This window comes from Telluria sp. ZB4P34, assembly GCF_059686055.1.
In genome coordinates, this window is sequence record NZ_JCASIF010000005.1 from 31870 (window position 1) to 58148 (window position 26279).

Consider the following 26279-nt stretch of genomic DNA (forward strand, 5'->3'; position numbering starts at 1 on the left):
GATCGACGTGCCACAGCTGACTATCCATAAGGACCGGCTGCTGAAGCGCTCTTACTTGGCAGAACCCGGCCGTTGGGCTTCAGGATACGTCCCTGTTCGTCTACCAGCAGCTTCTCGAGCGTCCGCATGTTCTTGCTGTTCGACTCATGCACCAAACTCATCTGCGCAAAAACGCGGTACAGCTCGCGCGCCGTAATGTCGTTTATTTCCAGGTTGCTCATCACATTGGCCAACTGAGGCCGGTCGATGAAGGAACCGCCTGCGCCCAGCACCATCGCCTGGATGTCGCGCATGTTGGCGTACTGTCTTGCATAGCGCTGGAGCTGTTCCTGCGGCATGAAGCTCAGCGCCTGGTTGGCCACCGCCACATCCCAGGCTTCGCGCTGCAGTGATGGGGTGCGCAGGCTGACGGTGAAACGGTCGCCGGACTCGTGCATCACGTGCTTGATGGCCTTCGCGTCGCCGACACCTGCCTTGATATCCGCCAGCAGGATCTGTTGCAGCCTCCGCAGGCGCTTCACCTCGGCATCGCTGTGTGCGATCACCGAGCGCATCTCGGCCAGGTTCACGGCAATCTCCGCGTCCAGGTTGCGCGCCGCTTCGCGTGCCTCACGCGCCTGGTTGAACTGGCGCACACCGCTTTCCAGGGCCAGCGCGGTGACGATACTGAGAACGATCATGACATATTCCCCAGCGAACTGCTTGAAGGAACGAGCCTTGGTCGGCACAGTCTCTACCGGCAATGGCTCTGCCTCCACGTTTGCCGCACCTGCCTCCATGATGTCTCCGTCGCTATTCCTGGGGGACAAACTCTAGCATGCAATCCAGGCTGCGCTCCCATCGGTCCCTCACTCCATGCAAGCTGCATTCTGCCGGGGCGCTCCCGCGTTTTCAGGCGTGAAAACATGTTCCCGCCGTCGCGGCTAGAATGATCGTTTTGACCAGGGATGCCCAAGGAGAGCTTGATGACCGACCAGTACGTTCCACCGAAAGTCTGGACCCCGCCCGTATCGAGCGGCGGCGCCTTCGCCAACATCAACCGCCCGGTCGCCGGCCCCACCCACGACGCGCAACTCCCGGTCGGCGAGCATCCTCTGCAGCTGTATTCGCTTGCGACGCCGAACGGCGTGAAGGTGACCATCATGCTGGAGGAGCTGCTGGCGCTCGGCTACGTCCAGGCCGAGTATGACGCCTGGCTCATCAAGATCAACGAAGGCGCCCAGTTCTCGAGCGGTTTCGTCGAGATCAATCCGAATTCGAAGATCCCGGCCCTGGTCGATCGCAGCGGCGAGCAGCCGGTACGCGTGTTCGAATCCGGCGCCATTCTCGTTTACCTGGCCGAAAAGTTCGGCGCCTTCCTTGCCAGGAGCGGCCCGGCGCGCGCCGAGACCATGAACTGGCTGTTCTGGCAGATGGGTTCGGCGCCCTTCGTGGGCGGCGGCTTCGGCCACTTCTATGCCTATGCGCCGGAAAAGCTGCCATACCCGATCGACCGCTATGCGATGGAAACCAAGCGCCAGCTCGACGTGCTCGAGCGCGAGCTCGCCGGCAAGCAGTACGTGGCCGGCGATGCGTACACGATTGCCGACATGGCGATCTGGCCATGGTACGGCGGCATGGTGCGGGGGGAACTCTACGAGGCCGGCGAGTTCCTCTCCGTGCATGAGTACAGGAACGTGCGCCGCTGGGCCGACGAGATCGCGGCCCGCCCGGCCGTGATCCGCGGCCGCAAGGTCAACCGCGTGCGCGGCAATCCCGACGAGCAGGTGCCGGAACGCCACGCTCCCAGCGACCTCGACTGAGGCCTCCAGCAAACCGTGGCTGATCTTCCTTAAGCAGGATCCCGGCAATCGGCGGCGTACCGCGCGATTGCGGTATGCTGGCGCGCGACCTGTGAACGATGTGCCAACAATGGGAGATGCCATGGTAAGCAAGAACACGATTTGCCTCTGGTTCAACGGGACGGCGCTGGAAGCGGCGCAGTTCTATGCGGCGACACTCCCCGACAGCGCGGTCGGCGAGGTTTTCCGTGCGCCGGGCGACTATCCTGCCGGCAAGCAGGGCGATGTGCTGACCGTGGCCTTCACGGTGGCGGGCATCCCCTGCATCGGCCTGAACGGCGGCCCCGCCTTTCCCCACACCGAAGCATTCTCGTTCCAGATCGCGACCGACGACCAGCAAGAAACCGACCGCCTGTGGAACGCCATCGTCGATAACGGCGGCCAGGAAAGCGCCTGCGGCTGGTGCAAGGACAAATGGGGCCTGTCGTGGCAGATCACGCCGCGCGTGCTCACCGCAGGCATCGCCGACCCCGATCCGGCCGTGGCGAAGCGCGTCTTCGACGCCATGATGACGATGCGTAAGATCGACGTGGCGGCGATCGAGGCGGCGCGGCGCGGCTGACGGCTTGCCAGGCAGCGAACGGGCGCGGCCGGAAACGGAAAGCGGCTTGTGCATTTCGCGCATTTCCATCCAGCGCGGCACGGAAGCACGGCGACCTGCACTATACTCTTGCCTTTCGGCCAGGCAGCAAGACGCTGCCTGCCCATCCAGGAACCACGGGAAGCAAGATGAAAGAATCCATGCAAGGTGAACCGATCTTCAAGAAGTTGCGCGCAATGGTCCGCTCCTTGCCGCCTGGCGGTATCACCCTGAGCGAGCTGATCCATCGCGTCGGCAACGAAGGCCTGCTGATCCTCACGGCGCTGCTCACCCTGGTGTTCCTGATCCCGGTGTCGATTCCGGGCGTGAGCACCGTCTTCGGCGCGGCGATCCTCCTGATCGGCATCAGCCGCCTGTTCGGCCGCGAACTCTGGGTCCCGGCCAAACTGAAGCATCGGACCATCTCCACCAGCAAGCTGCGCCCGGCGCTGCGCAAGGCCCTGCCCTGGCTGTACCGTATCGAGCGCGTGTGCAAGCCCAACCGCATCCAGTGGCTGGTGGCAAACGGGCCCATCCAGCACATCAATAATGCCGGCCTGATCCTGGGCGCCGTGCTCTTGATGATGCCCTTTGGCCTGATTCCATTCAGCAACACCTTCCCCGCAGTCGCCCTGCTGTTCCTGGCGATCGGCCTGCTGCAGCGCGACGGCGTGAGCGTGCTGCTGGGTCACATCAGCAACGTCGTCACGATCCTGTATTTCGCCCTGTTGATCGGCGGCGGCGGCCTGGCGGTGCGCGAGGTGTTCCAGCGCATGACCGGCTGAACACGGCGCCGGACGCATGCTGCGGCCTGCACCAGGCATGCGGTCCAGCATTAACCATAGTCTCAACAGCACGCAATATCAGACTGGAAATTTTTGCACAAAAGCCACCAATTCATGCACTTGAGGTGAACTCTTAAGAATTCACTTTAAGTGTATTGATGCCTCTGCTAGCATCCTTCGCTCGCATGGAGGAAGCACATGGCTGAGCAACGCAGGAACGATGCACGCACGGATGTCGTCACCGCCCAGCAGGTCGATGAGGGGCTGAAACTCTGTTCGCGGTATGGGGTGCATCCCGCCCTGCTGTTCATGGAACAGGTCGGGGTGCCGCGCCCGGTGGCGCTCAGGGTGCTGTGCTCGCCAGACCACTTCCGCCAGCGCGACCGCCGCAGGAAGCCCCGGCCTGCCAGGTAAGCGTGCCGGTCACGCCAGCGGCCCGGCACTCCTGCGACTGTGACCGGGAACTAGGCTGGCCCGCTGAATACCGTCTGTGCCGCCTCCCGCGTCGCCTCCATCGCTTGCAGGTAGGGCATGGGACCGACACTGATGCGGGCCACCCCTGCCGCGGCCAGCCGGCCAAAGGGCGGCGCTCCTGCCCCCAGCATCACGTTTACGGGCAGATTGGTCGCTGCCGCCAGTTCGGCAATCACCTCGATGTCCTGCAAGCCCGGCACGAAGAGCCCGGACGCGCCCGCCTTCGCGTACGCGGCCGCGCGCGCGATTGCTTCGTCCAGCACGTCCCTGGGGCGCACGCCCTCGGCAAAGAACAGGTCGGTGCGCGCATTGATGAAGAGCGGCGCGGCGCGCCTTGCCGCCATGTCGCGGATCGCCGCGATGCGCGCGCACTGGACGTCGATGGCGTGCAGGCCGCTGCCCGCCACGATGCGGTCCTCGAGGTTGATGCCGGCAATGCCGTGGTCGAGCAGCAGGCCGACATTGCCTGCGCCAAGGTCCGGCTCCGTACTGTAGGCGCCCTCGACGTCCACTGTCACCGGCAAGTCGACGGTCTGTACGATCCGGCCGGCGATCTGCACCAGCAGCGCCAGCGGAATGGCTTCGCCGTCGCCATACCCCTGGGCGGCGGCGGCGGCCCAGCTGCTGGTGCCGATCGCCGCCGCTCCGGCGCCGGCGATTGCCCTGGCGCTGCCCGCATCCCAGGCGTTGTACAGGACGAGCGGGCGTCCCTTGACGTGCAGCGCGGCCAGGCGAAGGGCGGCTTCCTGTTGTCGAACCATGATGTCTCCTCGTTGGTGAATGAAGTCGATGGCATCTTCCGGCTTCGCGCGGGACCCCGCAATGCCCTCGCAGGTCGCTGCGCCATGACCTCCGAGGTTATGGAAGGCGGTCCTGCTCTTCAGTAGAATGGGCGGATGAAAAACGATCTCACCGCTACCGGAGCATCCGCCACGGTCGGCGCCTTGCTGCGCGAGTGGCGGGTGGCCAGGCGCCTGAGCCAGCTCGACCTGGCGCTGCAGGCCGGGATCTCGGCGCGCCACCTGAGTTACGTGGAAAACGGCAGGGCCAGTCCGAGCCGCGACATGATCGCGCGCCTGTCCGAATCGCTTGCGGTGCCGCTGCGCGAACGCAATGTCCTGTTCACTGCCGGGGGGTTCGCGCCGCAGTATGCCGAAACCGGCCTGGAGGCGCCGCGGCTGGCCAAGATGCGCTACGCCGTCGAAGCGATCCTGGCGCAGCAGGAGCCCTATCCCGCGTTCCTGCTGAACAGGCACTGGGACATCCTGATGGAGAACGAAGCCGCCACCAGGGTGAACCGCTTCATGCTCGGCGGCCGCGACAGCAGGCACACCAATATGCTGCGCCAGGTCTTCGACCACGGCGACTTGCGCGCTTCGCTGGAGAACTGGGAGGAGATCGCGGGCGCCATGCTGCGCCACCTCCACAACGAAGTGGCGGCCTCGCGCGCCGACGCGAAGGCGGCGGCGCTGCTGCAGGAAGTGCTCGCCTATCCCGGCGTGCCTACCCACTGGCGCCAGCGCGACATCGGCGCCGCGCCGGCGCCGGTGCTGAGCGCCTGCTTCCACCGCGATGGCGTGCGGATCAGCTTTTTCTCGACGATCACCACCTTCGGTACGCCGCGCGACCTGACGCTGGAAGAACTGCACATCGAATCCTGCTTCCCGATGGATGCAGCGACGGAAGCCTTTTGCCGCAAGCTGCAGGCCGGATAGCCTTTCTCAGTGCGACAGGTGCTCGATCAGGATGGTCGTGCCCACCAGCACCAGCACCACGCCGCCGATCCGTTCAGCGTTGCGCCCCACGGCGGCGCCCAGTCGTCGGCCGAGCAGCACGCCGACGGTGACCATGACCGTGGTGGCGATGCCGATCGCCACCGCCGCGTGCACGATCGAGACGTCCACGAAGGCCAGGCCCACGCCCACCGCCATCGCATCGATGCTGGTCGCCAGCGCGGTCAGGACCAGCACCAGCAGGTTGTGCGAACCGCCCTCTTCCGCCTCTTCGTCGTCCGCGCCGAACGAGAGCCAGATCATGCGCCCGCCCAGGCCCAGCAGCAGGACGAAGGCGATCCAGTGGTCCCACTGGCGGATGGCGTCGGCGGCCAGCGAGCCGAGACCCCAGCCGACCAGCGGGGTGATGGTTTCGATGCAGCCGAACAGCAGGCCGATGCGCAGTGCCTGGGGCAAGCCGGGGTTGCGCAGGGCGGCGCCCTTGGCGATCGCCGCGGCGAAGGCGTCGGTCGACATGGCAAGGGCGAGGAAAACGAGGGCGGTGAAGGTCATGCGTGGCTTCCGGTCGAGCGCGAGACAATAGCACACCCGCTGCCCGGCTTCCCAGCCCGGCCTAGGCTTCCTGCTCCTCGGCGGCCGGCGCCAGCAGGAAGCGGCGCCACATCATGCCCAGCATCTCGTCCGGGGGCGCCGGGCGCGCGATGTAATAGCCCTGCACTTCGTTGCAGTCCAGCGCGCGCAGGATGTCGAGCTGTTCCGCCGTCTCGACGCCTTCTGCCACCACCGACATGCCGAGCGCGTGGGCCATCGACACGATCGCCTGGAAGAACACCTTGCCTTCCTTCGAGTTGCCCAGCTCCGTGGTGAAGGCGCGGTCGACCTTCAGCACGTCCATCCTGAGGCGCTGCAGCTGCGACAGCGAGGAATAGCCGGTGCCGAAGTCGTCCACGTGGAGCTTGACGCCGAGCGCACGCAGCGCGGCCAGTTCGGCCAGGATCTCGTCGTGGTCGCCCATCATGGCCGACTCGGTGATCTCCACCTCGATCAGGCTGGCCGGCACGCGGTGGCGCGCCATGGCGGCCTCCAGGTGGCGCGCTACGGCGCCGCCCAGGAACTGCTTGGGCGAGACGTTGATCGATACCGGCACCAGCTGCGCGCCGGCCTCGCGCCAGGCGGCCAGCTGGGCGCAGGCCTTGTCGATCACCAGTTCGCCGATGCGGCGGATCAGGCCCGTGCTTTCGGCCAGCGGAATGAAGTCGGCAGGCGACACCACGCCGAGCTCCGGATGCTGCCAGCGCAGCAGCGCTTCCATGCTCAGCAGCTCGCCGCTATGGGCGTCCACGCGCGGCTGGTAGACCAGGGCGAACTGGTCGCACTCGATCGCCGCCACGAGGCGCTGCTTCAGGCGCGCGCGCGCATTCACGCCGTTCGACAGGGCCGGATCGAAGAAGCGGTACTGGCCCTTGCCTTCGTTCTTCCCGGCGTACATCGCGATGTCGCCGTTGCGCACCAGGGTGGCGGCGTCCTGTCCGTCGCGCGGGAACATGCTGATGCCGATCGAGGCGCCCACCGCGTGCAGCTCGTCGCCGATCAGGAAGGGCACGCCGAAGGCGTCGACGATGCGCGCCGCCACCGAGGCGGCCTGGCGTTCGCCGTCGCAGGGGTGCAGCAGCACCAGGAATTCGTCGCCGCCGAAACGCGCCACCACGTCGCTCGGGCGCAGCAGCGACAGCAGGCGACCCGCGGCCGACTTCAGGAGCTGGTCGCCGGTCGCGTGGCCGTGGGTGTCGTTGACGTGCTTGAAATCGTCCAGGTCGATGAACAGCAGCGCCAGGCTGGTCCCCGCGGCATCGTTGTGGCGCGCCTGCGCCAGGATGCCCGGCATCGCGGCCAGGAAGGCGTGGCGGGTAGCCAGGCCGGTCAGCGCGTCCTCGTTGGCCAGGCGCTCGAGCTGGTTCTCGTGGGCCTTGCGCTCGCTGATGTCCTGCAGGGTCACCGCCAGCCCGTTCCCGACCCGCACCAGGCGCCGTCGTCCCCAGCTGATGTTCAGGCGGTTATCCAGCGGCATGCGGCGGTCGTCCTCGTGGAAGCCCGTCTCCATCGCCTTGCGGTAGGTGTCGAGCAGGGCCTCGCCGAACAGGCCGCTGTCGATCTGCGACAGGCTGTTGCCCACCAGCTGGGCGCGCGTCATCCCGTAGAAGAAGGCGCCGCGCTCGTTGCAGTCGACGATGCGGAAGTCGAGGATGTCGCCCTCGCGGTTGCGCACCGCCGCAGCCATGTAGAAGCCGTCGTTGCCGCTTTCGGTGGCGGTGCGGTAGGCGCGCTGAACTTCCTGCTGCTCACGCTCGCGCCGCACCGAGCGGCGCGCCAGCACGGCGCCGCCCACGCCCAGCAACAGCAGGCCGAGCGAGGCGACGATGGCGCGGTCGCGGCTCTCGCGCCAGTAGGTCGCGGCGCCATCGAGGGCGGCGGCATGCGACAGCCCGACCAGGGCCACCAGTGGATAGGCGTTCGAATGGCGCCAGCCGAGCACGCGCGTCCGGCCGTCGGCGAAGCCATTGTCGACCGGCCCCCTGCCCTCTACCTGCCGCACCCCGCGCTCGCTCGACCACAGCGCGCGCGGCGGCAGCACGGGCGCGCCGCCCTCGAGGAACTCGGCGCCGTCGCTGCGCTGTTCCACGCGCAGGCGTCCTTCGCTGCCGGCCAGCGCCACCACTCCGCCGGCGCCCAGCGTCGCCGGGCTGACGAAGGAGGTGAAATAGCGGGCCTCCACGGCCATCAGCACGATGCCGTCGAATTCGTCGTCCGGGGTGTCGAGACGGCGCGTGAACAGCACCAGCTCGCCTTCTCCGCCCTCGGCATGGAAGCGCGGCGGCGCGGCGCCGATGCGCAGCGCGGTCGAGATGTGGTTGCGGTGCTGGACGAAATACGGCCCGCCGGACAGGTCGCTGCCGATCAGGGCCGGGCGGGTCGAGGCGCGCACGATGCCGGCGCGGTCGACGATCGCGACGATGCGGAAGGCGCTGTCGGTAAACATGCCGTCGCGCCGCAGTTCGTCGAGCAGGCCATGGTTGTCCCCATGCGCGCGCCCTTTCTCCCAGCTGAATTTCAGCTGCATGGTGATCTGGTCCATCTGGCCCACCGAGCGCGTGATGACCTGTTCGTAGGCTTCGGCGTAGGCGCCGGCATCCTTGCGCACCTGGCTTTGCGCGTGCTCGTGCTCGGCGTCGGCGCGCAGCACCGTGGCGATCCACAGCGCACAGCACAGCAGCAGCGCCAGGACCGGCCACACGACGACGAGGTAGCGGTTGGTGCGGGAGGCGGCAAGGCCGGGATACTTGTTCATGCAGAGTATTTCATTTTGGCAAGGTGCAGGCAGTCTACGCAGCAAACATGTCATCCTTGTGACACCTCCCCCGGTGTGACAAACCGTGCATTTTCAGCACCGGACTTGTCGTAGGATGAGCGTCCCTCCATCTGCCACAAGACTCGATGAAATTCCTTGCCATCCTCGTGGTCGCCGCCGGCTTCCATGTTCACGCCTGCGCTGCCGCCCTGACGCCCGACACCGGACCGCATGCCGTCGGCCTACGGATCGTGCAGCAGTACGACTACAGCCGTGCGATGGACGAACAGCTTGACGCCTTCGGCAAGCCGGTCGCCACGCCGCCCGCGCGTCCGATCCAGATGCTGGTCTGGTATCCGGCGAAGCGGTCGAACGCTGCGCCGATGCGGGTCGCGGACTACCGCCGGATCGGCCTGTCGGACGTCGACTTCGCCCTGCCCGCAAGCGAGGCTGCGAAGCAGCAGGCCGCCTGGATGGCCGGTCCGCAGAAAGCGCAGCACGATGCCGCGACCCTTGCCGTGCGCGACGCGGCGCCCGCTGCCGGCACCTACCCGGTCGTGATCTACGCGCCGAGTTTCGCCGCACAGGCGCACGAGAACCTGGACCTGTGCGAGTACCTCGCCAGCCAGGGTTACGTGGTCATCGCCAGCCGCAGCCTGGGTGCGCGCTCGGCCACGATGACCGACGACGTCGAAGGCGTGGAAGCGCAGGCGGCGGACATTGCCTTCCTGGTCAACCATGCGCGCAGCCTGCCCCAGGCCGACATGGACAAGCTTGCGGTGGCGGGCTTCAGCTGGGGCGGCCTCGCCAACGTGTTCGCCGCCGCGCGGTCGAGCCGCATCAAGGCGCTGGTGAGCCTGGACGGCTCGATCCGCTTCCACCCGAAGATCTGGGGTGCGGCCAGCTACGTGCGGCCGGTGCGCACCGCGGTGCCGATGATGTCCCTGGGCGCCTGGGCGCCGCCGGCCGAGGAACTCGAACGCAAGGACAAGCTGGGCCCGAGCTATCTCAACACCATGAAGTATTCGGACGTCTACTTCGGCACCATGCACCCGATGCAGCACCGGCACTTCAGCTCCTTGCACCTGCGTTTCGCCGGCGACGGCGATTTCGGCGACTACCGGCGCGCCGACGTGGTGCAGGCCCACCGCGCCGTGGTACTGTACGTGCACCGCTTCCTCGACGCCTACCTGAAGGGGGACGACAAGGCGATGTCCTTCCTGCGGCAATCGCCGTCGAAAAACGGCATCGCGCCGCAGCTGATGGCGATGGACGTCCGTCCGGCCCTGGCGACGGCGCCGAGCGAAGCCGGCTTCCTGCGCGCCTTTGCCAACGGCGGCTTCCGCGATGCGGAGGCGATCTATACGCGCATGAAGAACGATGCCGCGGACTTCCAGCTCCATCCCCTCACCCTCAACAGGCTGGGCTACCAGCTGCTGCGTGCGAAGAATGCGCGCGGCGCGGTCGAGCTGTTCAAGCTGGCGACCCACATCGAACCGGGATTCGGCGGAGCATGGGACAGCGAAGGCGAGGCCTGGGAGGCGCTGGGCGAGAGGGAGCAGGCGATCAAGGCCTACGAGAAGGCGGTCGCCGTGGACAAGAATCAGCTGAACGCGGCCGCGCGCATCGAGGCCCTGCGCGCCGGCAACTAAGTTGGGCTAGGCCGGCGACAGCATGTAACCGGCCCCGCGCACGGTCTTGATCAGGGACTTCGCGCGTCCCAGCGCCTTGCGCAGGCGCAGCACATGGACGTCCACGGTGCGCTGGTCGAGCGTGTCGTGCGAGTCCCACAGGTGCTCGAGCAGCTGGGCGCGCGAGAACACCTGGCCCGGGTGGCACAGCAGGAAGCGCAGCAGCCGGTACTCGGCGTGGCGCACCTCGACCTTGTGGTTGCCCACACGGACGCTGCAGTTCAAGGGATCCAGCACCAGCCGGCCGGAACGGAGCAGGCGCTCGTCGGGTGCATCCTCGGGCGGCGGCTGGGGAATGAACTCGGGGACCGGTTCAGGGGGCGGCGCCGCGCGCTCGCTCTCCGAGCATTGCGCGGCGAGCAGGATCACCGGCTTTTCGCGCAGGCCTCTCGCGCCGCGCAGGCGCGCCAGCAGGCGCATGCCGCCTTCCTCGCGCAGCATCGAGTCCTGCAGCAGCAGGCCGGGACGCTCGCGCCCGATGAAATCCCAGGCATGCGCCAGGCTCGGCACGCTGTGCCAGATCCACTCGTCTTCGTGCAGCGAATACTTGAGCAGCTCGGCGATGGCCGGCTTGTCGTCTACGACCAGGACGATCGTGTTAGCGGTAGTCATAATGTAGGGTGCCCGGCTTGACCGAGCACGCGTTCAAACAGAGCATGAAGGGATGTGCGGCCTGCTGACGTGCGTTGAACGCGCGGTCGGCAGAGCCGACCACCCTACGCCAGCAGGCATCACCGGACGATCAGTAGATCGACTTGCCCGATGCATCCTTCAGCTGGGTCTTCCACGCGGTCTGGATCTGCTGCACGACAGCCGGCGGCATCGGCACGTAGTCGAGTTCCGCTGCAGCGGCATCGCCGTTCTTGAACGACCACTCGAAGAACTTCAGCACTTCCTCGGCCTTGTCGGCATTTGCCTGGCTCTTGTGCATCATGATGTAGGACGCGCCGGTGATCGGCCAGCTCTGTTTGCCCGCCTGGTTGGTCAGGACCAGACCGAAGCCGGGAGCATTTTTCCAGTCGGCGCCGGCGGCCGCTGCCTTGAAGAAGGCGTCGTCAGGCTGCAGGAACTGACCGTCCTTGTTCTGCAGTTGCGTGTGCGACAGCTTGTTCTTCTTGGCATATGCCCACTCGACATAGCCGATGGCGCCCTTGATACGCTGCACGTTGGCGGCCACACCCTCATTGCCCTTGCCGCCGACGCCGGTTGCCCACTTCACGGCCGTGCCCGCGCCAACCGCGCTCTTCCAGTCCGGGCTCACCTTCGACAGGTAATCCGTGAACAGGAACGTGGTGCCCGAACTGTCTGCGCGATGGACGACGGTGATGTCGGCGTCCGGCAGCTTGACGCCCGGGTTCAGCGCGGCGATCGCCGGTGCATTCCACTTGGTGATCTTGCCCAGGTAGATATCGGCAACCACCGGGCCGGTCAGCTTGACCTGACCCGGCGTGACGCCTTCGAGATTCAGTACCGGCACCACACCGCCCATGATCGCCGGGAACTGCATCAGACCACTTTCTTCCAGATCGGCCACAGGCAGCGGCATGTCGGAAGCGCCGAAGTCGACGGTCTTGGCCTTGATCTGCTTGATGCCGGCGCCCGAGCCTACCGACTGGTAGTTCATGGAATTGCCGGTAGTCGTCTTGTACATCTCGGCCCACTTGGCGTAGATCGGGTACGGGAAGGTCGCGCCGGCACCGGTAATATCAGCGGCGAACGAGGTCGACATCACGAGTGCGGCTGCGGCGCCGGCGAGGATCTTCTTGAACATTGGCTTGTTATTCCTATTCCTGGTTGATGGAGGTGTGTTCTGTACTACGCGGCAAAGTCTAATCCGACAATGTGACCGCAATGTGACCGCCTCGCGAACCCATGCATAACACGCGGATGACATCGACATCGCTCGACAATCCGGCAGATGGCTTCCTCATGACAGGCTCATCGTCGGCCGGCATGGCAGCGACTTCAGCCCAGGCGAACGGCCAGCGCACACAGGGTTCCTTGAGGTGGAAGGAAAGCGAGGATGGCGGCACATCGAGGGCCTCGGCGATCCTGGTCGCCGCCAGCCCGCCTGGGCCGGCCTGAACCAGCAGGCGGTAGGGGGCGAGCCGCGATTCCTGGGCTAGTGCAGCCAGGGCAGCAATTGCTGGTTTGGCGTCCATCGAATCTATCCTTCTGTTCATATTTCCAGCATATGGGTATTGATGTCGTTCCAGCGAGGAATGCCACCCGCGGCGGAGCGGACATGGCGTCATAGCTCTCTCTCGGCGATCGCCCGGACGGCCTCGCAGCGCACCGCGTCGTCCTCCAGCCACTCCAGGGGCAAGGAAACGAACTGTTCGACCCGTTTCCTGATCTGCAGGAAGACCTGCCTGAACGCTTCCTGCTTTTCCCTGTCGTTGCTGGACACCTGCGCCGGATCGGGATAGCCCCAATGCGCCGTTGTCGGACGCCCCGGCCAATGGGGACAGGCCTCCCCGGCCGCGCTGTCGCACACGGTGATGATGAAGTCCATCTGCGGCGCGCCGGGTTGGGCGAATTCCAGCCAGCCTTTGCTGTGCATCTGCGCTACCGGAAAGCCCGGGTCGAACCGCCTGATCTGTTCGATTGCCAGTGGGTTGACGACGCCTGCCGGGCGGCTTCCTGCCGAATAGGCTTCGAAGCGTCCCCTGCCCAGCACAGTCAACAGCGCCTCCGACATGATGCTGCGCGACGAATTGCCCGTACAAAGAAAGAGAACCTTGTAGATCTCGCCTGTCATCGTCTGTCCGTCAACGCGCGGCGTTCTCGGTACTCGCATCCAGCCGGGCAATTGCGCCCAGCTCTTCCTCGATCGCCATGCGTGAAAGCTTCTCAAAGGGCAGCATCGAAAAGATATCCAGACGGTTTTTGATCTCACGGCACACTTTGCCGAACAACTGCCGGTGCTCGTGCTCGCCCCCTGCACATGTCGCAGGATCTTCGAAGCTCCAGTGGGCCGTGACCGGATGTCCGGGCCAACGCGGGCAAACCTCGCCGGCAGCCCTGTCGCACACCGTGATCACAAAATGCATGTGAGGGGCGTCGGCGGCGGCGAATTCATCCCAGCTCTTGCTACGCAGGCCGTCAAGCGGAAAGCCAAGACGCTCGACCGCCTCCATTGCCAGCGGGTGAACAGCGCCGGTCGGATGGCTTCCTGCGCTGTACGCACGGAATCGGCCGGCGCCAATGGCATGAAGGATTGCCTCGGCGATGATGCTGCGCGACGAGTTCCCGGTACAAAGAAAAAGCACGTTGAATGTGTGGTGGTCAGTCATCGCGGCCTCCAGCCAGATGGGTTGTTCATACGACTATTCGAAATATATCGAAGTATCTTGACCGTTTGATGACATGGCGTATTGCAGCATCCAGCGACGCATGGATGCACAGGAATGGTTCTTGACATTCTCTCCACCAGCACGTGCGCGACCGCGTGCGGCAGGTTTGCTATGATGGGCATTCCAAAAAAACAACTGGACGACATCGCATGCACTCCCTGCTCCGTGTCCTCGCCCTCGGCGGCGCCACCCTCCTCGGCGGCTGCGCCACTTCCCACGACCGCTTGCCGGAAGCCCGCTACACCCTGGCCGAGCGCCAGGTGCTGCCGCTGGGCGAGCGCCTCAGCATCACCTACGAAGGGGCGGAAGACAGCCGCTGCCCGGACAATGCGCGCTGCATCTGGCCGGGCCAGCTGGCCTACCGCTTCACGATGCGCATCGGCGGCGTGGCCCAGGGCTTCTACCTGGTGCAGGGCCGGCCCGGCTACATGTCGCCCGCGCTGCGCGGCTCGCGCATCGAACTCGACCACCTGACTCCGCTGCCGCCGCGCGGCATGGCGGGCGCCGCACCGGTGTCCTATCCGGTCACCTTCAACATGTACGCGCAATAAGCGTCCGAAGGAGTCCGATTCCATGAAAGCGACCCTGCTCGCTTGCGCACTCGGCTTGTCCATCATCCTGCACCCGGGCCCGCTGCTCGCGAAGACGCCGGTGGCCACCGGCACCGGCGGCGCCGTCGCCACCATCAGCGAGCAGGCTTCGCACTCGGCGCTGGCGATCCTGAACCGCGGCGGCAACGCCATCGATGCGGCGGTGGCCGCCGCCGCGACCCTGGGCGTGACCGACCCGTTCAGCTGCGGCATCGGCGGCGGCGGCTTCATGGTGATCTACCTGGCCAAGGACAGGCGCGTCATCACCATCGACCATCGCGAAACGGCGCCGGCCGCCTTCACGCCGCATGCCTTCCTCGAGAACGGCACGCCGGTCGATTTCGACACGGCCGTCGCCAGCGGCGCCGCGGTGGGCGTACCCGGCACCGTGCGCGGCTGGCACGAAGCGCTCGCGCGCTACGGCACGATGGGCTTCAGGCAGGTGCTGGCGCCGGCCATCGAGGTGGCCGACAAGGGCTACACCGTGACTGAAATATTCAGTCATCTGACGGCCCAAAATGAAAGAAAATTTCAGCTCTACGCACCGACCAGCGCCCTCTACCTGCGCAAGGGCAAGGCCGTCCAGCCGGGCACGCTGATCCGCAACCCGGGCATGGCCCGGGCCTACCGCGAGATCGCCGCGGGCGGCGTGAAGGCGTTCTATGAAGGACCGATCGCGCGCGCCATCGTCGACGCCGTCAACAAGCCGCCGCTGGCGCCGGGCAAGCGCGCGCGCCCGGGGCGCATGACGATGGCGGACCTGGCAAACTACGAAGCGCGCATCCGCCCGCCGCTGCGCACGCGCTATCGCGGTTACGACATCTACGGCATGCCGCTGCCCAGCAGCGGCGGCGCCACCGTCGCCGCGGCCCTCAACATCCTGGAAGGCTACGAGCTCGGCATGCTGCCGCGCGCCCGGGCCGAGCACCTGTACCTCGAGGCCAGCCGCCTCGCCTTTGCCGATCGCAACGCCTACCTGGCCGATCCCGAATACATCGACGCACCGCTGGCCGGCATCCTGTCGAAGGATTACGCGGCGCAGCGGCGCACGCTCATCGGCGCACGGGCCGCGCGCAGCGTGGCGGCCGGCGACCCGTACGGCTACCAGCACGACCAGAGTGTCCCGCTCAGGCCGCAGTCGGCCCGGCTGCAGCAGGAAAACGCCCATACCACCCACCTGACCGTGTCGGACAAGGACGGCAACGTGGTGTCCTACACCTTCACCATCGAATCCTGGGGCGGCAGCGGCATCACGGTGCCGGGCTACGGCTTCCTGCTGAACAACGAGCTCACCGACTTCGACTTCAGCGGCCCGCACCCGAACGTGCCGGAAGCCGGCAAGCGCCCGCGCTCGAGCATGGCGCCCACCATCGCCCTCAAGGACGGCAAGCCGGCCTTCACCATCGGCAGCCCGGGCGGCGCGACCATCATCACGACGGTGCTGCAGACCATCTTCAACTACGTCGACCTCGGCATGCCGATGGACGCGGCGCTGGACGCGCCGCGCATCTCCGAGCGCAATGGCGAGGCCAGCTCGATCGAACCGGGCTTTGCCGGCAGCGCGCAGGCGCGCGCGCTGGAAGCCCTCGGCCACCGCTGGGAGGCGGCGCCCGAGGAGATCGGCGCGGCCAATGCGCTGGTGTTCAACCCGGACGGCAGCGTCACCGCAGTCAGCGAAGGCAAACGCCACGGGGTCGGCACGGCGCTGGTGCAGCGCCGCGGCCATTGAAGGGGCCGAGGCGGGAAGCGTTTCCATGCACGCCGCATACCGGAACCCGATGGCTGTTGGGCATTTGGCACATGTTCAAATTCCTTCTTAACTGAAAGTTAAGTAAATCGCGGGCTGATCTTGCATTGGGCTAACATATGCCGATCAGCCATGTCGGACCATGTCATGCCCACATCCTACGTCGTGCCTGCCCTGCCCCTGCGCCGGAGCGCCATTACGCTCGTGCTGGCGCTTGCCCTCATCACGGCAATGAGCCTCTTCTTCGTGCGCGAGGTCGTCGACCTGCGCAACGCGATGGGGGAGCTGCGCCAGAACGACACGGCGCGCATCGAGGTCCGCAACGTGCTGATGCAGCTGCTGAACGCCGAAACGGGACAGCGCGGCTACCTGCTCACCGGCGATCCGTCCTACCTGGCCCCCTACTACGTGGGACGCAACAGCGTCCGCGACAGCCTGCAGCGGGCCGAGCAGTCCGGTTACCGCGACCCGCAATTCCTGGCCAACGTCCACAAGCTTGCCCTGATCACGGAGAGCAAGCTGGAGGAGATCGAGCGTACCGTGCAGCTGAAGCAAGGCGGCGAGGACGACGCGGCCGCCGCCATCGTGCGCGAAGGATTCGGCAAGGAAAAGATGAGCGAGGCGCGCGCCCTGATCCAGGGCGAAGTCATCCGGCTGCGCATGGCCAGGAACGCCATCATGGATGCCTTCAACGAGCGTCTGCTGCACGCCGGGGGAATCCTGATCCTGCTGCTGTCGACCGTCGTCGCCATGGCCATGCATGCCTGGCGCTCGCTGTCGGCGGCGGCGCGCCGCAATAACCAACTGGCCGTGCGCCTGGCCCAGGAAGCCTCGCACGACGCCCTGACCGGCCTGCCGAACCGCCGTTTCTTCGACCGCTGGGGGCGCCGGCTGGCCACGCGCAGCCAGCGCACCGGCAAGGCCTTCACCGTGCTTGCGCTCGACCTCGACCGCTTCAAGGAAGTCAACGATACCCACGGTCACGCCGTGGGCGACGAGGTGCTGAGGGAAGTCGCGGCGCGTTTCCAGGGGGTCCTGCGCGGCGGCGAATTCCTGGCGCGCATGGGCGGCGACGAATTCGTCGTGCTGATGGAAGGCGAGTTCTCGCGCAACGAGGTCGCCGGCATCGCCAGGCGCCTGATCGGATGCCTGGCGCCGTCGCTGCATCCGGGCATGGCCGACAACGCGGTCGGGGCCAGCATCGGCGCCGCCGCCTTTCCCATCAACGGCACCGACCTGGAAGGCGTGATGGAGGCCGCCGATGGCGCGCTGTATGCGTCCAAGCACGGCGGACGCGGCATCCTGAGCTTCGCGCGCAACGAACCAGCGGCGCCGGCCGGCGCGTTCGACAGCTTCGGCGCGCCCGCCGCCAACGCTCCCGGCGCAGCGCCGTCCGCACCGGCCGCGGAAGCGGCATGCTAGGCGGCGTCCGCCCGCGATCTTTCCGCCACTTTCCCGCGCCGGCAGCGCATCCTGGCACTACACTGTCGTAACGGCGCGCCCGGCCGATCGCCGGGCCACGCGGCCGCATGACAACAATAACGGAGACCACGCATGAGCAACTTCATCACCCTGCTGCCCACCCTCCTGATCGGCGCGCTCGCGCTGATCATGTTCGGGCTCGGCCTTTCCCTCACCATCGGCGACTTCCGCCGCCTGCTCGGGCATCCCAAGGCGGTGGTGCTCGCCCTGGTGCTGCAGGCGGCGGTGCTGCCGGCGATCTGCTACGGACTGATCGTCGGGCTCGACGTGGCGCCGGTGTACGCGGTGGGCCTGATGCTGCTGGCGGCCTCGCCCGGCGGCGTGTCGGCCAACCTGTTCAGCCACCTGTTCGGCGGCAACGTGGCGATGAACATCTCGCTCACCGCGATCAACACCGTGCTGTCGATCGTCAGCCTGCCCCTGATCGCTAACTTCGCCATCGACGCCTTCGCCAGGAGCGGCCAGGTGGTGCCGATGCAGACCGGTAAGGTGATCGAAGTGATCCTCATCGTGCTGATCCCGGTGGCGATCGGGATGCTGGTCAAGAGCCGCTCGCCCGGCTTTGCCGTGCGCATGGACAAGCCGATGAAGCGCTTCTCGATGGCCGTGCTGGCCCTGCTCGCCATCATCGCCATCGCCAAGGAATGGACGGCGATCACGGCGTCCTTCGCCTCGATCGGCCTCGCCGTCATCCTCTTCAACATCCTCAGCCTGGGGCTGGGCTATTACGTGCCGCGCCTGCTCGGCCTGGACAAGCCGAACGCGATCGCCATCGGCTACGAGATCGGCATCCACAATTCGACGCTGGCGATCTTTGTCGCGGTATCGGTGCTGGGCGACTTCCAGCTGATGCTGCCGGCCGCGATCTACTCGGTGAGCATGTACGTGTTCGCCACCGCCTTCGGCCTGCTGGTCCTGGGCAGGAAGGCTGCGGCCGGCGCCGCGGCGCCGGCTACGCACTGAACCTAGTCCATCCGCCCTGCCGGGAAGGCGCAGGGCGCGCCTTCCATCGTGCGCAGCCCACGCATGGCCAGGAAGGCGGCGGCGCCGATGCTGGCCAGGGCCGCCACCGGGAGCACCGGCAGGGAAAACAGGCCTTTCGCGGCGATGCCGGCCAGTACGCTGCTTGCGGCCGACGCCAGCAGAAGCAGCACCGCGCCGACGGCCACGTGCCGGTGACGTCTGCTGTAGTCGCGCAAGGGGACCGCCATCATCGGCAGCACCATGCAGCACAGGCTGCCCATGCCGAGCAGCGCGGCGCCTCCGGCCCCGCTGAGCGCCACCAGCAGCATGGCGACAATGGTCGTGGCCAGCCATGACACCAGGGTTTGCCGCAGCATCGCGCGTCCGAGTGCGGCGTTGAAGGCGCCTGCTGCGGCGGGCATCGCCGGCGCCATGCGCACCAGGGCCTGTTCCGTGGCGTGCTCGCCGGACGACTGCCCCAGGCGGACGGCATAGGCGCCGGGCACGAACAGCAGGATGGAGGCGAACAGCCAGGCCAGGCCGGGCACCACCTCGGGATCGATGTGCAGCGTGGCCGCGATGCCGACGCCCAGCAGGACCAGGGCCAGGATGCCCAGCACGAGCACGCTCTCGCCGACGTGGTGGGCCGGGCCGAGCGCATGCAGCACCAGCTGCCTGCCGTCGCGGCGGAGGATGGCGCCCCGCAGCGCCTTGGCATAGGTGCCCCTGGCCTGCGCGCCGGCCAGTTGCGCGACCAGCGGATCCGGCTTGCCGGCCGCCGATGCCCAGCGGGCGCGCCAGGCCAGCATGGCCCAGTGCCGCTCGCCCGCCTCCGGGAGCATGGCGCGCGCCGCGGCGACGATCACGCCGGCGTACAGCGGCAGCGCCAGCACCACCGCCAGTGGATGGGACACCAGCGCGACGAGCGCGGCCGGCAGCTGGTCGACGAAGATCCAGCTGAAGCTGGCCACCACGATCAGCGTGCTTGCCATGCGGTGGCCCGCGTGGGCAAGACCGATCAGGACTGTCATGACGACGGTCCAGAACAGCCAGGCGCCCAGCTGCCTGGCGTCGGGATACGGCGCACTGGCGATGCCGGCGATGCCTAGGCAGCACACCAGGACCGACAGCTCGACCAGGCGCCGGCGCATCTGCGGCACCAGTTTCGCGTAGGCCGGCGCGTTCAGCTTCACCGCGCCCGGCACGAAGCGCCAGGCCCAGTGCAGCAGCAGGACGACGGAAGCCGCGCACCAGAACCAGGCCAGGCCGGCGCGCGGGCCCTGTTTTGCGCTCAGCCCGGCGCCGATCACGATCACCAGCAAGGCCACGCCCCAGGACAGGATGCGGGACAGCCGCGGATTGGCGTGCGTGACCGCGGCGCCCCACAGCATCCGGTAGTCGCGCACGCGCGCATGCAGGCTCGCATTCATTCGGTCACCTCGATGAACAGGTCTTCCAGGCTGACCGGCTCGGCGCGCCGCCCGCCCGCCGTGTTGCGCGCTCCTCCCAGCAGCTCGTCAAGCGGTCCCTGCAGCGCGATGCGGCCGCCCTTCAGGAAGGCGACGTCGAGCGCCACCCGCTCCAGGTCGGTCAGGATGTGGGTCGAGAACACCACCGTGGTGCCGCGCTCGATCACGCCGTCGACCAGCTCGGCGAGGAAGGCGCGGCGTCCGGCCGGGTCAAGGGCCGAGACCGGTTCGTCCAGTACCAGCAGCTCCGGATCGTGCGCCAGCGCGCGGATGATCGACAGGCGCTGCTGCTCGCCGCCGGACAGGCGGCCGATCGGCTTGTTCAACATGAGGGCGTCGAAGCCCCAGCGCTCCAGCAGCGCATCGACCTTGACCGCATTCCAGCGCGGGTACATGGCCCTGAAGTAGTCCAGCATCTGCAGCGCCGTCATCCACTCGAACAGGCCGTGCTTCTGCGGCACGTAGCCGATGCGGGCGCGGGTCGTGTCCGACAGCGCCGCGACGTCCTCGCCGAACAGGCGCACGCTGCCGCCATCCGGCTCGCGCAGCCCGAGCAGGCATTCGATCAGGGTCGACTTGCCGGCGCCGTTGCGGCCCAGCAGGCCGACCACCTGGCCTTGCGAGACGTCCCAGTTCAGGGCGCTCAGGACGATTTCGCTGCCGTAGTACTTGGCCACGTCGCGCATCTGGATGATGGGTGGGGTCACGATGCTTCCTTCAGGATGTGGGTGAAAAGGGAAAGGACGGTGTCGGGGTCGAGTTCGAGTTCGCGTGCTTCGCGCGCGGCGCGTTCCAGCGTCGGGCGCAGCAGCGCGGCCCGCTCGGCCGCGCTGCGCAGGCCGTATCGTCCGGCGGGCCGCTCGGCCACCACCATCCCCAGCCCGCGCCGGCGCGCCAGCAGGCCCTCGGCTTCGAGCAGGCCATAGGCCTTGGAAACGGTCATGGGATTGACGGCCAGCGCCTGGGCCATCTCCCGCACCGAGGGCAGTTCGTCGCCCGGCGCCATCTGGCCGCCGGCCACGAGGCGCCGCACCTGCTCGACGAGCTGGCGGTAGATCGGCTCGGTCGAGCCGGGGGTGATCGAAAATAATTGGGGGGCAAGGGCCGTCATCACTGTCTATGTGTATTAGTTAATTAATACAGTAGACTCAATTGTCCGGCTTGTCAATCGCCGAGCGCATGGCTGGCCCGCCTCCTGCCGCCGCGCGCATGCACGAACGAACTGCACGGAGGGCACAAAGATGTGACATCATGCGTGGTTACGCAGACCGCGCGCACCCGGTGCAGGCCGCCTGGCCAGGCAGCCGGCCTTCTTACCCAGACAACGCATTCACGACATGCCGCCCAGTTCAGACCCGCCCGATCGTTCCGATACCGACTTCCATGCCGACCTGGAAATCCGGTTCCGCGAGCTGTTCGAGCAGGGTCCAGGCAGCGTCCAGCTGCTGGATCGGGAGGGCTACACCATTCGCGTGAACAAGGCGTGGGAAGCCTTGTGGCACATCTACGAAGGCAGCGAGGTGAAACGCCACGTGCTGAGCAGGGAGTACAACGTGCTGCGCGATCCCCAGGTGATCGAGGCGGGCGTCACGCCCTACCTGCAGCGCGCCCTGGACGGCGAGTCGGTCACCATCCCGGCGATCCACTACGACACGACCGCCATCGGCGTGCCCGGAAGGTCGCGCTGGGTCACCGCGCGCGCCCACCCCATCAAGGATGGCGAGGGACGGGTGGTCGAGGTCATGCTGATGCATGAAGACATCACCGAGCGCATCGCGGCCGAGACGGCGCTGCGCGAACGCGAAGAACGCTTCCGTACGCTGGCGATGGCCAGCTCGCAGATCGTCTGGACCAACACCTCGGACGGCCGCGTGCTCGACGACTCGCCCTCCTGGCGCGCCTTCACCGGACAGACCTACGAGGAGTGGAAGGACTTCGGCTGGCTCGACGCCGTCCATCCGGACGACCGGGAGCGCGCCTACCAGGTATGGATCGAGTGCGTCGCCAGCCGCTCGGTCTACGAGACCGAATACCGCTTGCGCCGCGCCGACGGCGTGTACCGCTGGACCGCGGTCAAGGGCATTCCCATCCTCGACGGGCACGGCGGCGTGCGCGAATGGGTCGGCGCCAACCGCGACATCCACGACATCGTCACGGCGCAGGAGGGCCTGGCCCGGCGGCTCGACCGCGAGCAGCGCCAGTCGGCCCTGCTGGCCAAGGTGGCCAGCGCGTCGCGCACGCTGCACACGGTGCTGTCGGTGCCCGACATCGCCGAGGTGCTGGTGCAGGAAGTCCGCGCGATCCTCGACGTCCACCAGGCCGTCGTCTCCCTGACCGAAGGCGACAACTGGGCGCAGGCCATCAATGCGGTGTCGCTGTCGGAAAAATACGCGGGGTTCGGCGCCTTCGACGCCCGCACCGACGGCAGCGGCATCTATGCCGAAGTGTGCCGCACCAACACGCCGATGCGCCTCACCCAGGCCGAGCTGGAGGCCCATCCGGCCTGGAAGGGCTTCGGCAGGCATGCCGCCAGCCATCCGGCCATGCGCGGCTGGCTGGCGGTCCCGCTCATCAACCGCAAAGGCCATAACATCGGGCTGATCCAGGTGTCGGACAAGGCCGAGGGCGACTTTACCGAGCAGGACGAGGCCATCCTGGTGCAGCTGGCATCGATCGCGGCCAACGGCTTCGAGAATGCCCGGCTGTACGGATCGCTGCGCGAACAGGACCGCCGCAAGGACGAATTCCTGGCGATGCTCGCCCACGAGCTGCGCAACCCGCTGGCGCCGATCGCTTCCGCCGCCGAACTGCTGAAGATCGCCACCAGTCCGGAGCGCATCCGCGCATCGAGCGAGGTGATCGGCCGCCAGGTGCGGCACATGACTTCGCTGGTGAACGACCTGCTCGACGTGTCGCGCGTGACGCGCGGGCTGATCGAGCTCGACCGGTCGCTGGTGGGCATCGAGCAATTGGTGGCCAGCGCGGTCGAGCAGTCGCGCCCGCTGGTGGCCGCGCGCGGGCATGCCCTTGATGTCGAGGTGGCGCCGGAGCTGGCTGCGGCGCGGATCCACGGCGACCTGACCCGCCTGGTGCAGGTCGTCACCAACCTGCTCAACAACGCCGCCAAGTACACCCCGAACGGCGGCGCCATCGCCCTGCGCGCCCGGCGCGACGGCGCGCGCGCCTGCCTGTGCGTGGTCGACGACGGCATCGGCATCGACGCCGGCCTGCTGCCGCACGTATTCGACCTGTTCACCCAGGCCGAGCGCACGCCGGACCGCTCGCAGGGCGGCCTGGGCATCGGGCTGGCGCTGGTGCGCACCATGGTGTCCCTGCACGGCGGCGAGGTGCAGGCGCACAGCGACGGGCCGGGCAAGGGCAGCACCTTCACCGTCTGGCTGCCGCTGGCCTGACGGGTACCTGAGTAACCTATACGGGTCTTTATGTAACTTATAGGTTTCTTTTTGTCCGTTTCATGTTACAGTACTCCACATCAACTATTTAAGGAGACGCTGCATGAACACGAGCCTTCAGCACTCCCAGGACAAACTGATCGCCTTCTCGCGACGCCAGCTGTGGTTTGCGCTGCTGGCGGTACTCGTGCTCGCCGCCGCGGCAACGGGCGTGCTGGCCTTCCCGGGCGCGCCGGCCGCTGCCCGGCTGTTCAGCCTCCTTCCGGTAGCGATCGTGCTGGGTATCGCCGCGCTGAGGACGCGCGGCGCCCCGGCCAGCGCCGAGGTCCATGCCCTGGTGAACGACGAACTGCGGCAGGCGAGCCAGCACCGGGCAAGCCGCAACGGCTTCCTCGCGATGCTGGCAGCCCAGCTGGTACTGGCGCCCGCCCTCACCTGGCTGGCTACGCCCTCGCCGCTTGCCCTGATGGCTGTCCTCACGATCGCAACCGGCGTCACCGTGTTCCTGGCCAGCCTGCTGTATTACGACCGCTGAACCATGACGGAACAGTTGAAGACCACCATGAAGGTGCAGCGCGCCAGGCTCGACCTGACCCAGGCCGCCCTCGCCGAACGGGCCGGTGTCACACGCAAGTCCATCAACGCCATCGAGACCGGGGCGATGGTGCCTTCGACGATCCTGGCGCTCAAGCTGGCGCGTGCGCTCGGCGTCGCCGTCGAGGAACTGTTTTCCCTCGAGGACGTCGCGGCCTGAATGCAGGGAACGAAAAAAAACCGGGGCATCGCCCCGGTTCCCTTGCAGCTTCCCCTTACAGGTGCGGCGTAATCAGCGGCATCAGGTCGTCGAAGGTGCGGCCCGAGCCGTTTTCGCCGATCGCGTGCATCTTCCACTCGCCATTGTGGCGGTACAGCTTGGCCATGATCTGCGCGGTGTGCGAGCCCTGCACCGACAGGTTGAAGCGCGCCACTTCCTGGTTGTTGCCGGCGTTGATCAGGCGGCAGTAGGCGTTCTCCACGGTCGAGAAGTTCTGGCCGGTGAAGCTGTTCACGGTGAACACCAGCGACTTGACGCTGGCGGGCACGCGCGACAGCTCGACGCTGATCTGCTCGTCGTCGCCGTCGCCGGCGCCGGTGCGGTTGTCACCGGTATGGGTGATGCTGCCGTCCTTGCTCTTGAGCTGGCGGAACCAGACGGTGTCCACCAGCCGGTTCGCCTCGTCGAACATCACGACCGATGCATCCAGGTCGACTGCCTGGCCCGCGCCGCCGCCGAAGCCGAAGAAACCCTTCGACTTGGCCACGTCCCAGCCCAGGCCCATCGTCACGCGGCTCAGTGCGCCGCCGGCTTCCTTGTCCAGCGAGATCTTCTGGCCTTTGCTCAGATTTACTGACATGTCATTCTCCCTAAATTTTGAAGGTTCAGCGCGCCGGCTGCTGCATCCAGGCTTTGAATGCATTCCGGTTGCGCGAACATACGTAGACCTTTCCTTTGCCCGAGAAGCGCAATACCATGCCCTCGCCGCTGGTCTGGCTGTTGATCAGGTTGCCCAGGAAACCGCCGCTGGTACCGGTCGTGATCGAGATCTCGTAGCGCAGCGTGCTGTCCCAGCACACGACGTGCGCGTTGTCGATGATCGCGTCCTTGCCCGGCTCGACGTCCAGCACCGACATCGACCCGAAGCCCGATACCACCACCTGGCCGCTGCCCGTCGTCTCGGTGACGAAGAAGCCGCCGCTCTGCGCGAACAGGGCGTTGCCGATGTTCTGGGTACGCACCTTCAGGTCCACGCCCGAGGTGGCGGCAACAAAGGCGCCGTCGCTGATGATGTAGTGGTTCGGGCCGCAGTCGATGGCCTGCATCGCACCCGGCAGGGTCGGCGACAGCAGGCAGTCGCCGTCGCCGCGGGTCGCTTCGATGTGCTGCTGGAAGAAGGACTCGCCGTTGGCGAAGGTGCGCATCAGCGCGCTGCCCAGGCCGCCCTTCATCTTGCCCTTCAGGTCGAGCGTCGACTCCATCATCACCATCGCATCCGATTCGCAATAGATGGTTTCGCCGCGCCGCATCGAGACGTGCAGGAAGGGATCGACATCCCCGGTCACGGTAAATACTGGCATGTGGACTTCCTTTCCCGACCCTGTGGTTAGACGTTGACGCCGTAGTTCTTGGCGAGCGGCCCGAGGCCGCCGGCGAAGCCCTGGCCGACGGCGCGGAACTTCCATTCGGCGCCGTTGCGATACACCTCGCCGAAGATCATCGCCGCTTCGGTGGAGCTGTCTTCCGACAGGTCGTAGCGCGCGATCTCGGCGTTGTTGGCGCCGTTGACGCAGCGGATGAAGGCCTTGCCGACCATGCCGAAGTTCTGGCGGCGGGTCTCGGCGTCGTGGATGGTCACGCCCAGCACGACCTTGTCGACGTCGGCCGGCACCTTGGACAGGTCGATCGACACGGATTCGTCGTCGCCCTCGCCTTCGCCGGTGAGGTTGTCGCCCGAGTGGACCACCGAACCGTCCGCGGATTTCAGGTTGTTGTAGAAGATGAAGTCGCTATCCGAACGCACCTTGCCCGACGAATTCAGCAGGAACACCGCGCCGTCGAGGTCGAACGCTGCGCCGTCGGTGGCGCGGGTGTCCCAACCGAGGCCGACCTTCAGATTGGTCAGGCCAGGAGCTTCTTTCGACAGGTTGACGTTGCCGCCTTTTTGCAGACTGATTGCCATGATTGTGACTCTCCTAAAAAGTACTGCTTGAACACCGGGGGTAGTAGCACAGCGAGCTGGTGTTCTGCCACTCGCCGTGCGGTCCTTGCATC

At 66.8% G+C, this 26279-nt stretch carries 28 protein-coding genes; 13 read left to right on the forward strand and 15 right to left on the reverse strand.

Annotation, left to right across the window (positions count from 1 at the left end):
- Positions 1–20 precede the first annotated feature (20 nt).
- Positions 21–779, reverse strand: coding sequence for a hypothetical protein (locus tag AC56KL_RS10920; protein WP_497180178.1), 759 nt, complete (start codon positions 777–779; stop codon positions 21–23).
- A 186-nt stretch (positions 780–965) separates the two neighbouring features.
- Between AC56KL_RS10920 and yghU the strand changes: the two genes are divergently transcribed.
- From yghU to AC56KL_RS10940, 4 genes are all read left to right on the forward strand, one after another.
- Positions 966–1802, forward strand: coding sequence for a glutathione-dependent disulfide-bond oxidoreductase (gene yghU, locus AC56KL_RS10925; RefSeq protein ID WP_497180179.1), 837 nt, complete (start codon positions 966–968; stop codon positions 1800–1802).
- Between the two features lie 121 nt (positions 1803–1923).
- Positions 1924–2403, forward strand: coding sequence for a VOC family protein (locus AC56KL_RS10930; RefSeq protein ID WP_497180180.1), 480 nt, complete (start codon positions 1924–1926; stop codon positions 2401–2403).
- Between the two features lie 167 nt (positions 2404–2570).
- The gene (locus AC56KL_RS10935; RefSeq protein ID WP_497180181.1) at positions 2571–3206 is read left to right on the forward strand and encodes an exopolysaccharide biosynthesis protein; all 636 of its coding nucleotides are present in this window, start codon (positions 2571–2573) and stop codon (positions 3204–3206) included.
- A gap of 198 nt (positions 3207–3404) precedes the next feature.
- Positions 3405–3620 carry a hypothetical protein gene (locus tag AC56KL_RS10940; protein WP_497180182.1) on the forward strand — a complete coding sequence of 72 codons (216 nt, stop codon included), beginning with the start codon at positions 3405–3407 and terminating at the stop codon, positions 3618–3620.
- A 50-nt stretch (positions 3621–3670) separates the two neighbouring features.
- On the opposite strand, the gene AC56KL_RS10945 is transcribed toward AC56KL_RS10940, so the two are convergent.
- Positions 3671–4441, reverse strand: coding sequence for an isocitrate lyase/PEP mutase family protein (locus tag AC56KL_RS10945; protein WP_497180183.1), 771 nt, complete (start codon positions 4439–4441; stop codon positions 3671–3673).
- Positions 4442–4576: 135 nt separating this feature from the next.
- Here AC56KL_RS10945 and AC56KL_RS10950 point away from each other — a divergent pair, with 135 nt between their 5' ends.
- Complete coding sequence (locus AC56KL_RS10950) at positions 4577–5395, forward strand: helix-turn-helix domain-containing protein (RefSeq protein WP_497180184.1); 819 nt, start codon at positions 4577–4579, stop codon at positions 5393–5395.
- A 6-nt stretch (positions 5396–5401) separates the two neighbouring features.
- Here the strand turns inward: AC56KL_RS10950 and AC56KL_RS10955 are convergent, their stop codons facing one another.
- Positions 5402–5965: a manganese efflux pump MntP gene (locus tag AC56KL_RS10955; RefSeq protein ID WP_497180185.1), complete on the reverse strand. Its 564-nt coding sequence runs from the start codon at positions 5963–5965 to the stop codon at positions 5402–5404.
- A gap of 61 nt (positions 5966–6026) precedes the next feature.
- Positions 6027–8759, reverse strand: coding sequence for a bifunctional diguanylate cyclase/phosphodiesterase (locus AC56KL_RS10960; protein ID WP_497180186.1), 2733 nt, complete (start codon positions 8757–8759; stop codon positions 6027–6029).
- 146 nt (positions 8760–8905) lie between these two features.
- Here AC56KL_RS10960 and AC56KL_RS10965 point away from each other — a divergent pair, with 146 nt between their 5' ends.
- Positions 8906–10411 (forward strand): dienelactone hydrolase family protein, encoded by a 1506-nt coding sequence (locus AC56KL_RS10965; RefSeq protein ID WP_497180187.1) that lies wholly within the window; start codon positions 8906–8908, stop codon positions 10409–10411.
- Between the two features lie 6 nt (positions 10412–10417).
- Here AC56KL_RS10965 and AC56KL_RS10970 read toward each other — a convergent pair whose 3' ends face one another.
- The 5 genes from AC56KL_RS10970 to AC56KL_RS10990 form a co-directional block, all read right to left on the reverse strand.
- Positions 10418–11062, reverse strand: a complete 645-nt coding sequence (locus tag AC56KL_RS10970; RefSeq protein ID WP_497180188.1) for a winged helix-turn-helix transcriptional regulator — start codon at positions 11060–11062, stop codon at positions 10418–10420.
- A 130-nt stretch (positions 11063–11192) separates the two neighbouring features.
- The gene (pstS, locus tag AC56KL_RS10975; RefSeq protein ID WP_497180189.1) at positions 11193–12221 is read right to left on the reverse strand and encodes a phosphate ABC transporter substrate-binding protein PstS; all 1029 of its coding nucleotides are present in this window, start codon (positions 12219–12221) and stop codon (positions 11193–11195) included.
- Positions 12222–12279: 58 nt separating this feature from the next.
- A complete protein-coding gene (locus AC56KL_RS10980) occupies positions 12280–12612 on the reverse strand; it encodes a helix-turn-helix domain-containing protein (RefSeq protein ID WP_497180190.1) in 333 nt (110 codons plus the stop codon).
- A gap of 89 nt (positions 12613–12701) precedes the next feature.
- Positions 12702–13211 carry an arsenate reductase ArsC gene (locus AC56KL_RS10985; protein WP_497180191.1) on the reverse strand — a complete coding sequence of 170 codons (510 nt, stop codon included), beginning with the start codon at positions 13209–13211 and terminating at the stop codon, positions 12702–12704.
- 10 nt (positions 13212–13221) lie between these two features.
- Positions 13222–13746: an arsenate reductase ArsC gene (locus AC56KL_RS10990; RefSeq protein WP_497180192.1), complete on the reverse strand. Its 525-nt coding sequence runs from the start codon at positions 13744–13746 to the stop codon at positions 13222–13224.
- A 209-nt stretch (positions 13747–13955) separates the two neighbouring features.
- Between AC56KL_RS10990 and AC56KL_RS10995 the strand changes: the two genes are divergently transcribed.
- From AC56KL_RS10995 to AC56KL_RS11010, 4 genes are all read left to right on the forward strand, one after another.
- A complete protein-coding gene (locus AC56KL_RS10995; RefSeq protein WP_497180193.1) occupies positions 13956–14357 on the forward strand; it encodes a hypothetical protein in 402 nt (133 codons plus the stop codon).
- Positions 14358–14379: 22 nt separating this feature from the next.
- Positions 14380–16125 carry a gamma-glutamyltransferase gene (gene ggt / locus AC56KL_RS11000; RefSeq protein ID WP_497180194.1) on the forward strand — a complete coding sequence of 582 codons (1746 nt, stop codon included), beginning with the start codon at positions 14380–14382 and terminating at the stop codon, positions 16123–16125.
- Positions 16126–16290: 165 nt separating this feature from the next.
- Entirely contained in the window at positions 16291–17565 is a 1275-nt protein-coding gene (locus AC56KL_RS11005; protein WP_497180195.1) for a GGDEF domain-containing protein, read from the forward strand.
- A 132-nt stretch (positions 17566–17697) separates the two neighbouring features.
- The gene (locus AC56KL_RS11010; protein ID WP_497180196.1) at positions 17698–18588 is read left to right on the forward strand and encodes a bile acid:sodium symporter family protein; all 891 of its coding nucleotides are present in this window, start codon (positions 17698–17700) and stop codon (positions 18586–18588) included.
- A gap of 2 nt (positions 18589–18590) precedes the next feature.
- Here AC56KL_RS11010 and AC56KL_RS11015 read toward each other — a convergent pair whose 3' ends face one another.
- Genes AC56KL_RS11015 through AC56KL_RS11025 form a run of 3 tightly spaced genes read right to left on the reverse strand, consistent with a single transcriptional unit; the run spans position 18591 to position 21168 of the window.
- Entirely contained in the window at positions 18591–20018 is a 1428-nt protein-coding gene (locus AC56KL_RS11015) for a TMEM134/230 family protein (protein WP_497180197.1), read from the reverse strand.
- Complete coding sequence (locus tag AC56KL_RS11020; RefSeq protein ID WP_497180198.1) at positions 20015–20764, reverse strand: ABC transporter ATP-binding protein; 750 nt, start codon at positions 20762–20764, stop codon at positions 20015–20017. Before AC56KL_RS11020 ends, AC56KL_RS11015 begins: the two co-directional genes overlap by 4 nt.
- Positions 20761–21168 carry a GntR family transcriptional regulator gene (locus AC56KL_RS11025; protein ID WP_497180199.1) on the reverse strand — a complete coding sequence of 136 codons (408 nt, stop codon included), beginning with the start codon at positions 21166–21168 and terminating at the stop codon, positions 20761–20763. Before AC56KL_RS11025 ends, AC56KL_RS11020 begins: the two co-directional genes overlap by 4 nt.
- Before the next feature lie 226 nt (positions 21169–21394).
- Between AC56KL_RS11025 and AC56KL_RS11030 the strand changes: the two genes are divergently transcribed.
- The 3 genes from AC56KL_RS11030 (at position 21395) to AC56KL_RS11040 (ending at position 24224) form a co-directional block, all read left to right on the forward strand.
- Positions 21395–23470, forward strand: a complete 2076-nt coding sequence (locus AC56KL_RS11030) for a PAS domain-containing sensor histidine kinase (protein WP_497180200.1) — start codon at positions 21395–21397, stop codon at positions 23468–23470.
- Between the two features lie 103 nt (positions 23471–23573).
- Entirely contained in the window at positions 23574–24005 is a 432-nt protein-coding gene (locus AC56KL_RS11035) for a hypothetical protein (protein ID WP_497180201.1), read from the forward strand.
- 3 nt (positions 24006–24008) lie between these two features.
- Positions 24009–24224: a helix-turn-helix transcriptional regulator gene (locus tag AC56KL_RS11040; RefSeq protein WP_497180202.1), complete on the forward strand. Its 216-nt coding sequence runs from the start codon at positions 24009–24011 to the stop codon at positions 24222–24224.
- A 55-nt stretch (positions 24225–24279) separates the two neighbouring features.
- On the opposite strand, the gene AC56KL_RS11045 is transcribed toward AC56KL_RS11040, so the two are convergent.
- From AC56KL_RS11045 to AC56KL_RS11055, 3 genes are read right to left on the reverse strand one after another with little or no spacing between them, the layout of a single operon-like run.
- Positions 24280–24864: a TerD family protein gene (locus tag AC56KL_RS11045; RefSeq protein WP_497180203.1), complete on the reverse strand. Its 585-nt coding sequence runs from the start codon at positions 24862–24864 to the stop codon at positions 24280–24282.
- A 25-nt stretch (positions 24865–24889) separates the two neighbouring features.
- Positions 24890–25585, reverse strand: coding sequence for a TIGR00266 family protein (locus AC56KL_RS11050; RefSeq protein ID WP_497180204.1), 696 nt, complete (start codon positions 25583–25585; stop codon positions 24890–24892).
- 26 nt (positions 25586–25611) lie between these two features.
- Complete coding sequence (locus AC56KL_RS11055) at positions 25612–26187, reverse strand: TerD family protein (protein WP_497180205.1); 576 nt, start codon at positions 26185–26187, stop codon at positions 25612–25614.
- Positions 26188–26279 lie beyond the last annotated feature (92 nt).

Coding starts and splice junctions, on each gene's coding strand:
- AC56KL_RS11055 (WP_497180205.1), bottom strand. CDS start 26,187: ATGGCAATCAGTCTGCAAAAAGGCGGCAACGTCAACCTGTCGAAAGAA.
- AC56KL_RS10920 (WP_497180178.1), bottom strand. CDS start 779: ATGGAGGCAGGTGCGGCAAACGTGGAGGCAGAGCCATTGCCGGTAGAG.
- yghU (WP_497180179.1), top strand. CDS start 966: ATGACCGACCAGTACGTTCCACCGAAAGTCTGGACCCCGCCCGTATCG.
- AC56KL_RS11030 (WP_497180200.1), top strand. CDS start 21,395: ATGCCGCCCAGTTCAGACCCGCCCGATCGTTCCGATACCGACTTCCAT.
- AC56KL_RS11040 (WP_497180202.1), top strand. CDS start 24,009: ATGACGGAACAGTTGAAGACCACCATGAAGGTGCAGCGCGCCAGGCTC.
- AC56KL_RS10945 (WP_497180183.1), bottom strand. CDS start 4,441: ATGGTTCGACAACAGGAAGCCGCCCTTCGCCTGGCCGCGCTGCACGTC.
- AC56KL_RS10985 (WP_497180191.1), bottom strand. CDS start 13,211: ATGACAGGCGAGATCTACAAGGTTCTCTTTCTTTGTACGGGCAATTCG.
- AC56KL_RS11025 (WP_497180199.1), bottom strand. CDS start 21,168: ATGACGGCCCTTGCCCCCCAATTATTTTCGATCACCCCCGGCTCGACC.
- AC56KL_RS10970 (WP_497180188.1), bottom strand. CDS start 11,062: ATGACTACCGCTAACACGATCGTCCTGGTCGTAGACGACAAGCCGGCC.
- ggt (WP_497180194.1), top strand. CDS start 14,380: ATGAAAGCGACCCTGCTCGCTTGCGCACTCGGCTTGTCCATCATCCTG.
- AC56KL_RS10935 (WP_497180181.1), top strand. CDS start 2,571: ATGAAAGAATCCATGCAAGGTGAACCGATCTTCAAGAAGTTGCGCGCA.
- AC56KL_RS10960 (WP_497180186.1), bottom strand. CDS start 8,759: ATGAACAAGTATCCCGGCCTTGCCGCCTCCCGCACCAACCGCTACCTC.
- AC56KL_RS10940 (WP_497180182.1), top strand. CDS start 3,405: ATGGCTGAGCAACGCAGGAACGATGCACGCACGGATGTCGTCACCGCC.
- AC56KL_RS11010 (WP_497180196.1), top strand. CDS start 17,698: ATGAGCAACTTCATCACCCTGCTGCCCACCCTCCTGATCGGCGCGCTC.
- AC56KL_RS11005 (WP_497180195.1), top strand. CDS start 16,291: ATGCCCACATCCTACGTCGTGCCTGCCCTGCCCCTGCGCCGGAGCGCC.
- AC56KL_RS10955 (WP_497180185.1), bottom strand. CDS start 5,965: ATGACCTTCACCGCCCTCGTTTTCCTCGCCCTTGCCATGTCGACCGAC.
- pstS (WP_497180189.1), bottom strand. CDS start 12,221: ATGTTCAAGAAGATCCTCGCCGGCGCCGCAGCCGCACTCGTGATGTCG.
- AC56KL_RS10995 (WP_497180193.1), top strand. CDS start 13,956: ATGCACTCCCTGCTCCGTGTCCTCGCCCTCGGCGGCGCCACCCTCCTC.
- AC56KL_RS11050 (WP_497180204.1), bottom strand. CDS start 25,585: ATGCCAGTATTTACCGTGACCGGGGATGTCGATCCCTTCCTGCACGTC.
- AC56KL_RS10990 (WP_497180192.1), bottom strand. CDS start 13,746: ATGACTGACCACCACACATTCAACGTGCTTTTTCTTTGTACCGGGAAC.
- AC56KL_RS10950 (WP_497180184.1), top strand. CDS start 4,577: ATGAAAAACGATCTCACCGCTACCGGAGCATCCGCCACGGTCGGCGCC.
- AC56KL_RS10980 (WP_497180190.1), bottom strand. CDS start 12,612: ATGGACGCCAAACCAGCAATTGCTGCCCTGGCTGCACTAGCCCAGGAA.
- AC56KL_RS11035 (WP_497180201.1), top strand. CDS start 23,574: ATGAACACGAGCCTTCAGCACTCCCAGGACAAACTGATCGCCTTCTCG.
- AC56KL_RS10930 (WP_497180180.1), top strand. CDS start 1,924: ATGGTAAGCAAGAACACGATTTGCCTCTGGTTCAACGGGACGGCGCTG.
- AC56KL_RS10965 (WP_497180187.1), top strand. CDS start 8,906: ATGAAATTCCTTGCCATCCTCGTGGTCGCCGCCGGCTTCCATGTTCAC.
- AC56KL_RS11045 (WP_497180203.1), bottom strand. CDS start 24,864: ATGTCAGTAAATCTGAGCAAAGGCCAGAAGATCTCGCTGGACAAGGAA.
- AC56KL_RS11015 (WP_497180197.1), bottom strand. CDS start 20,018: ATGAATGCGAGCCTGCATGCGCGCGTGCGCGACTACCGGATGCTGTGG.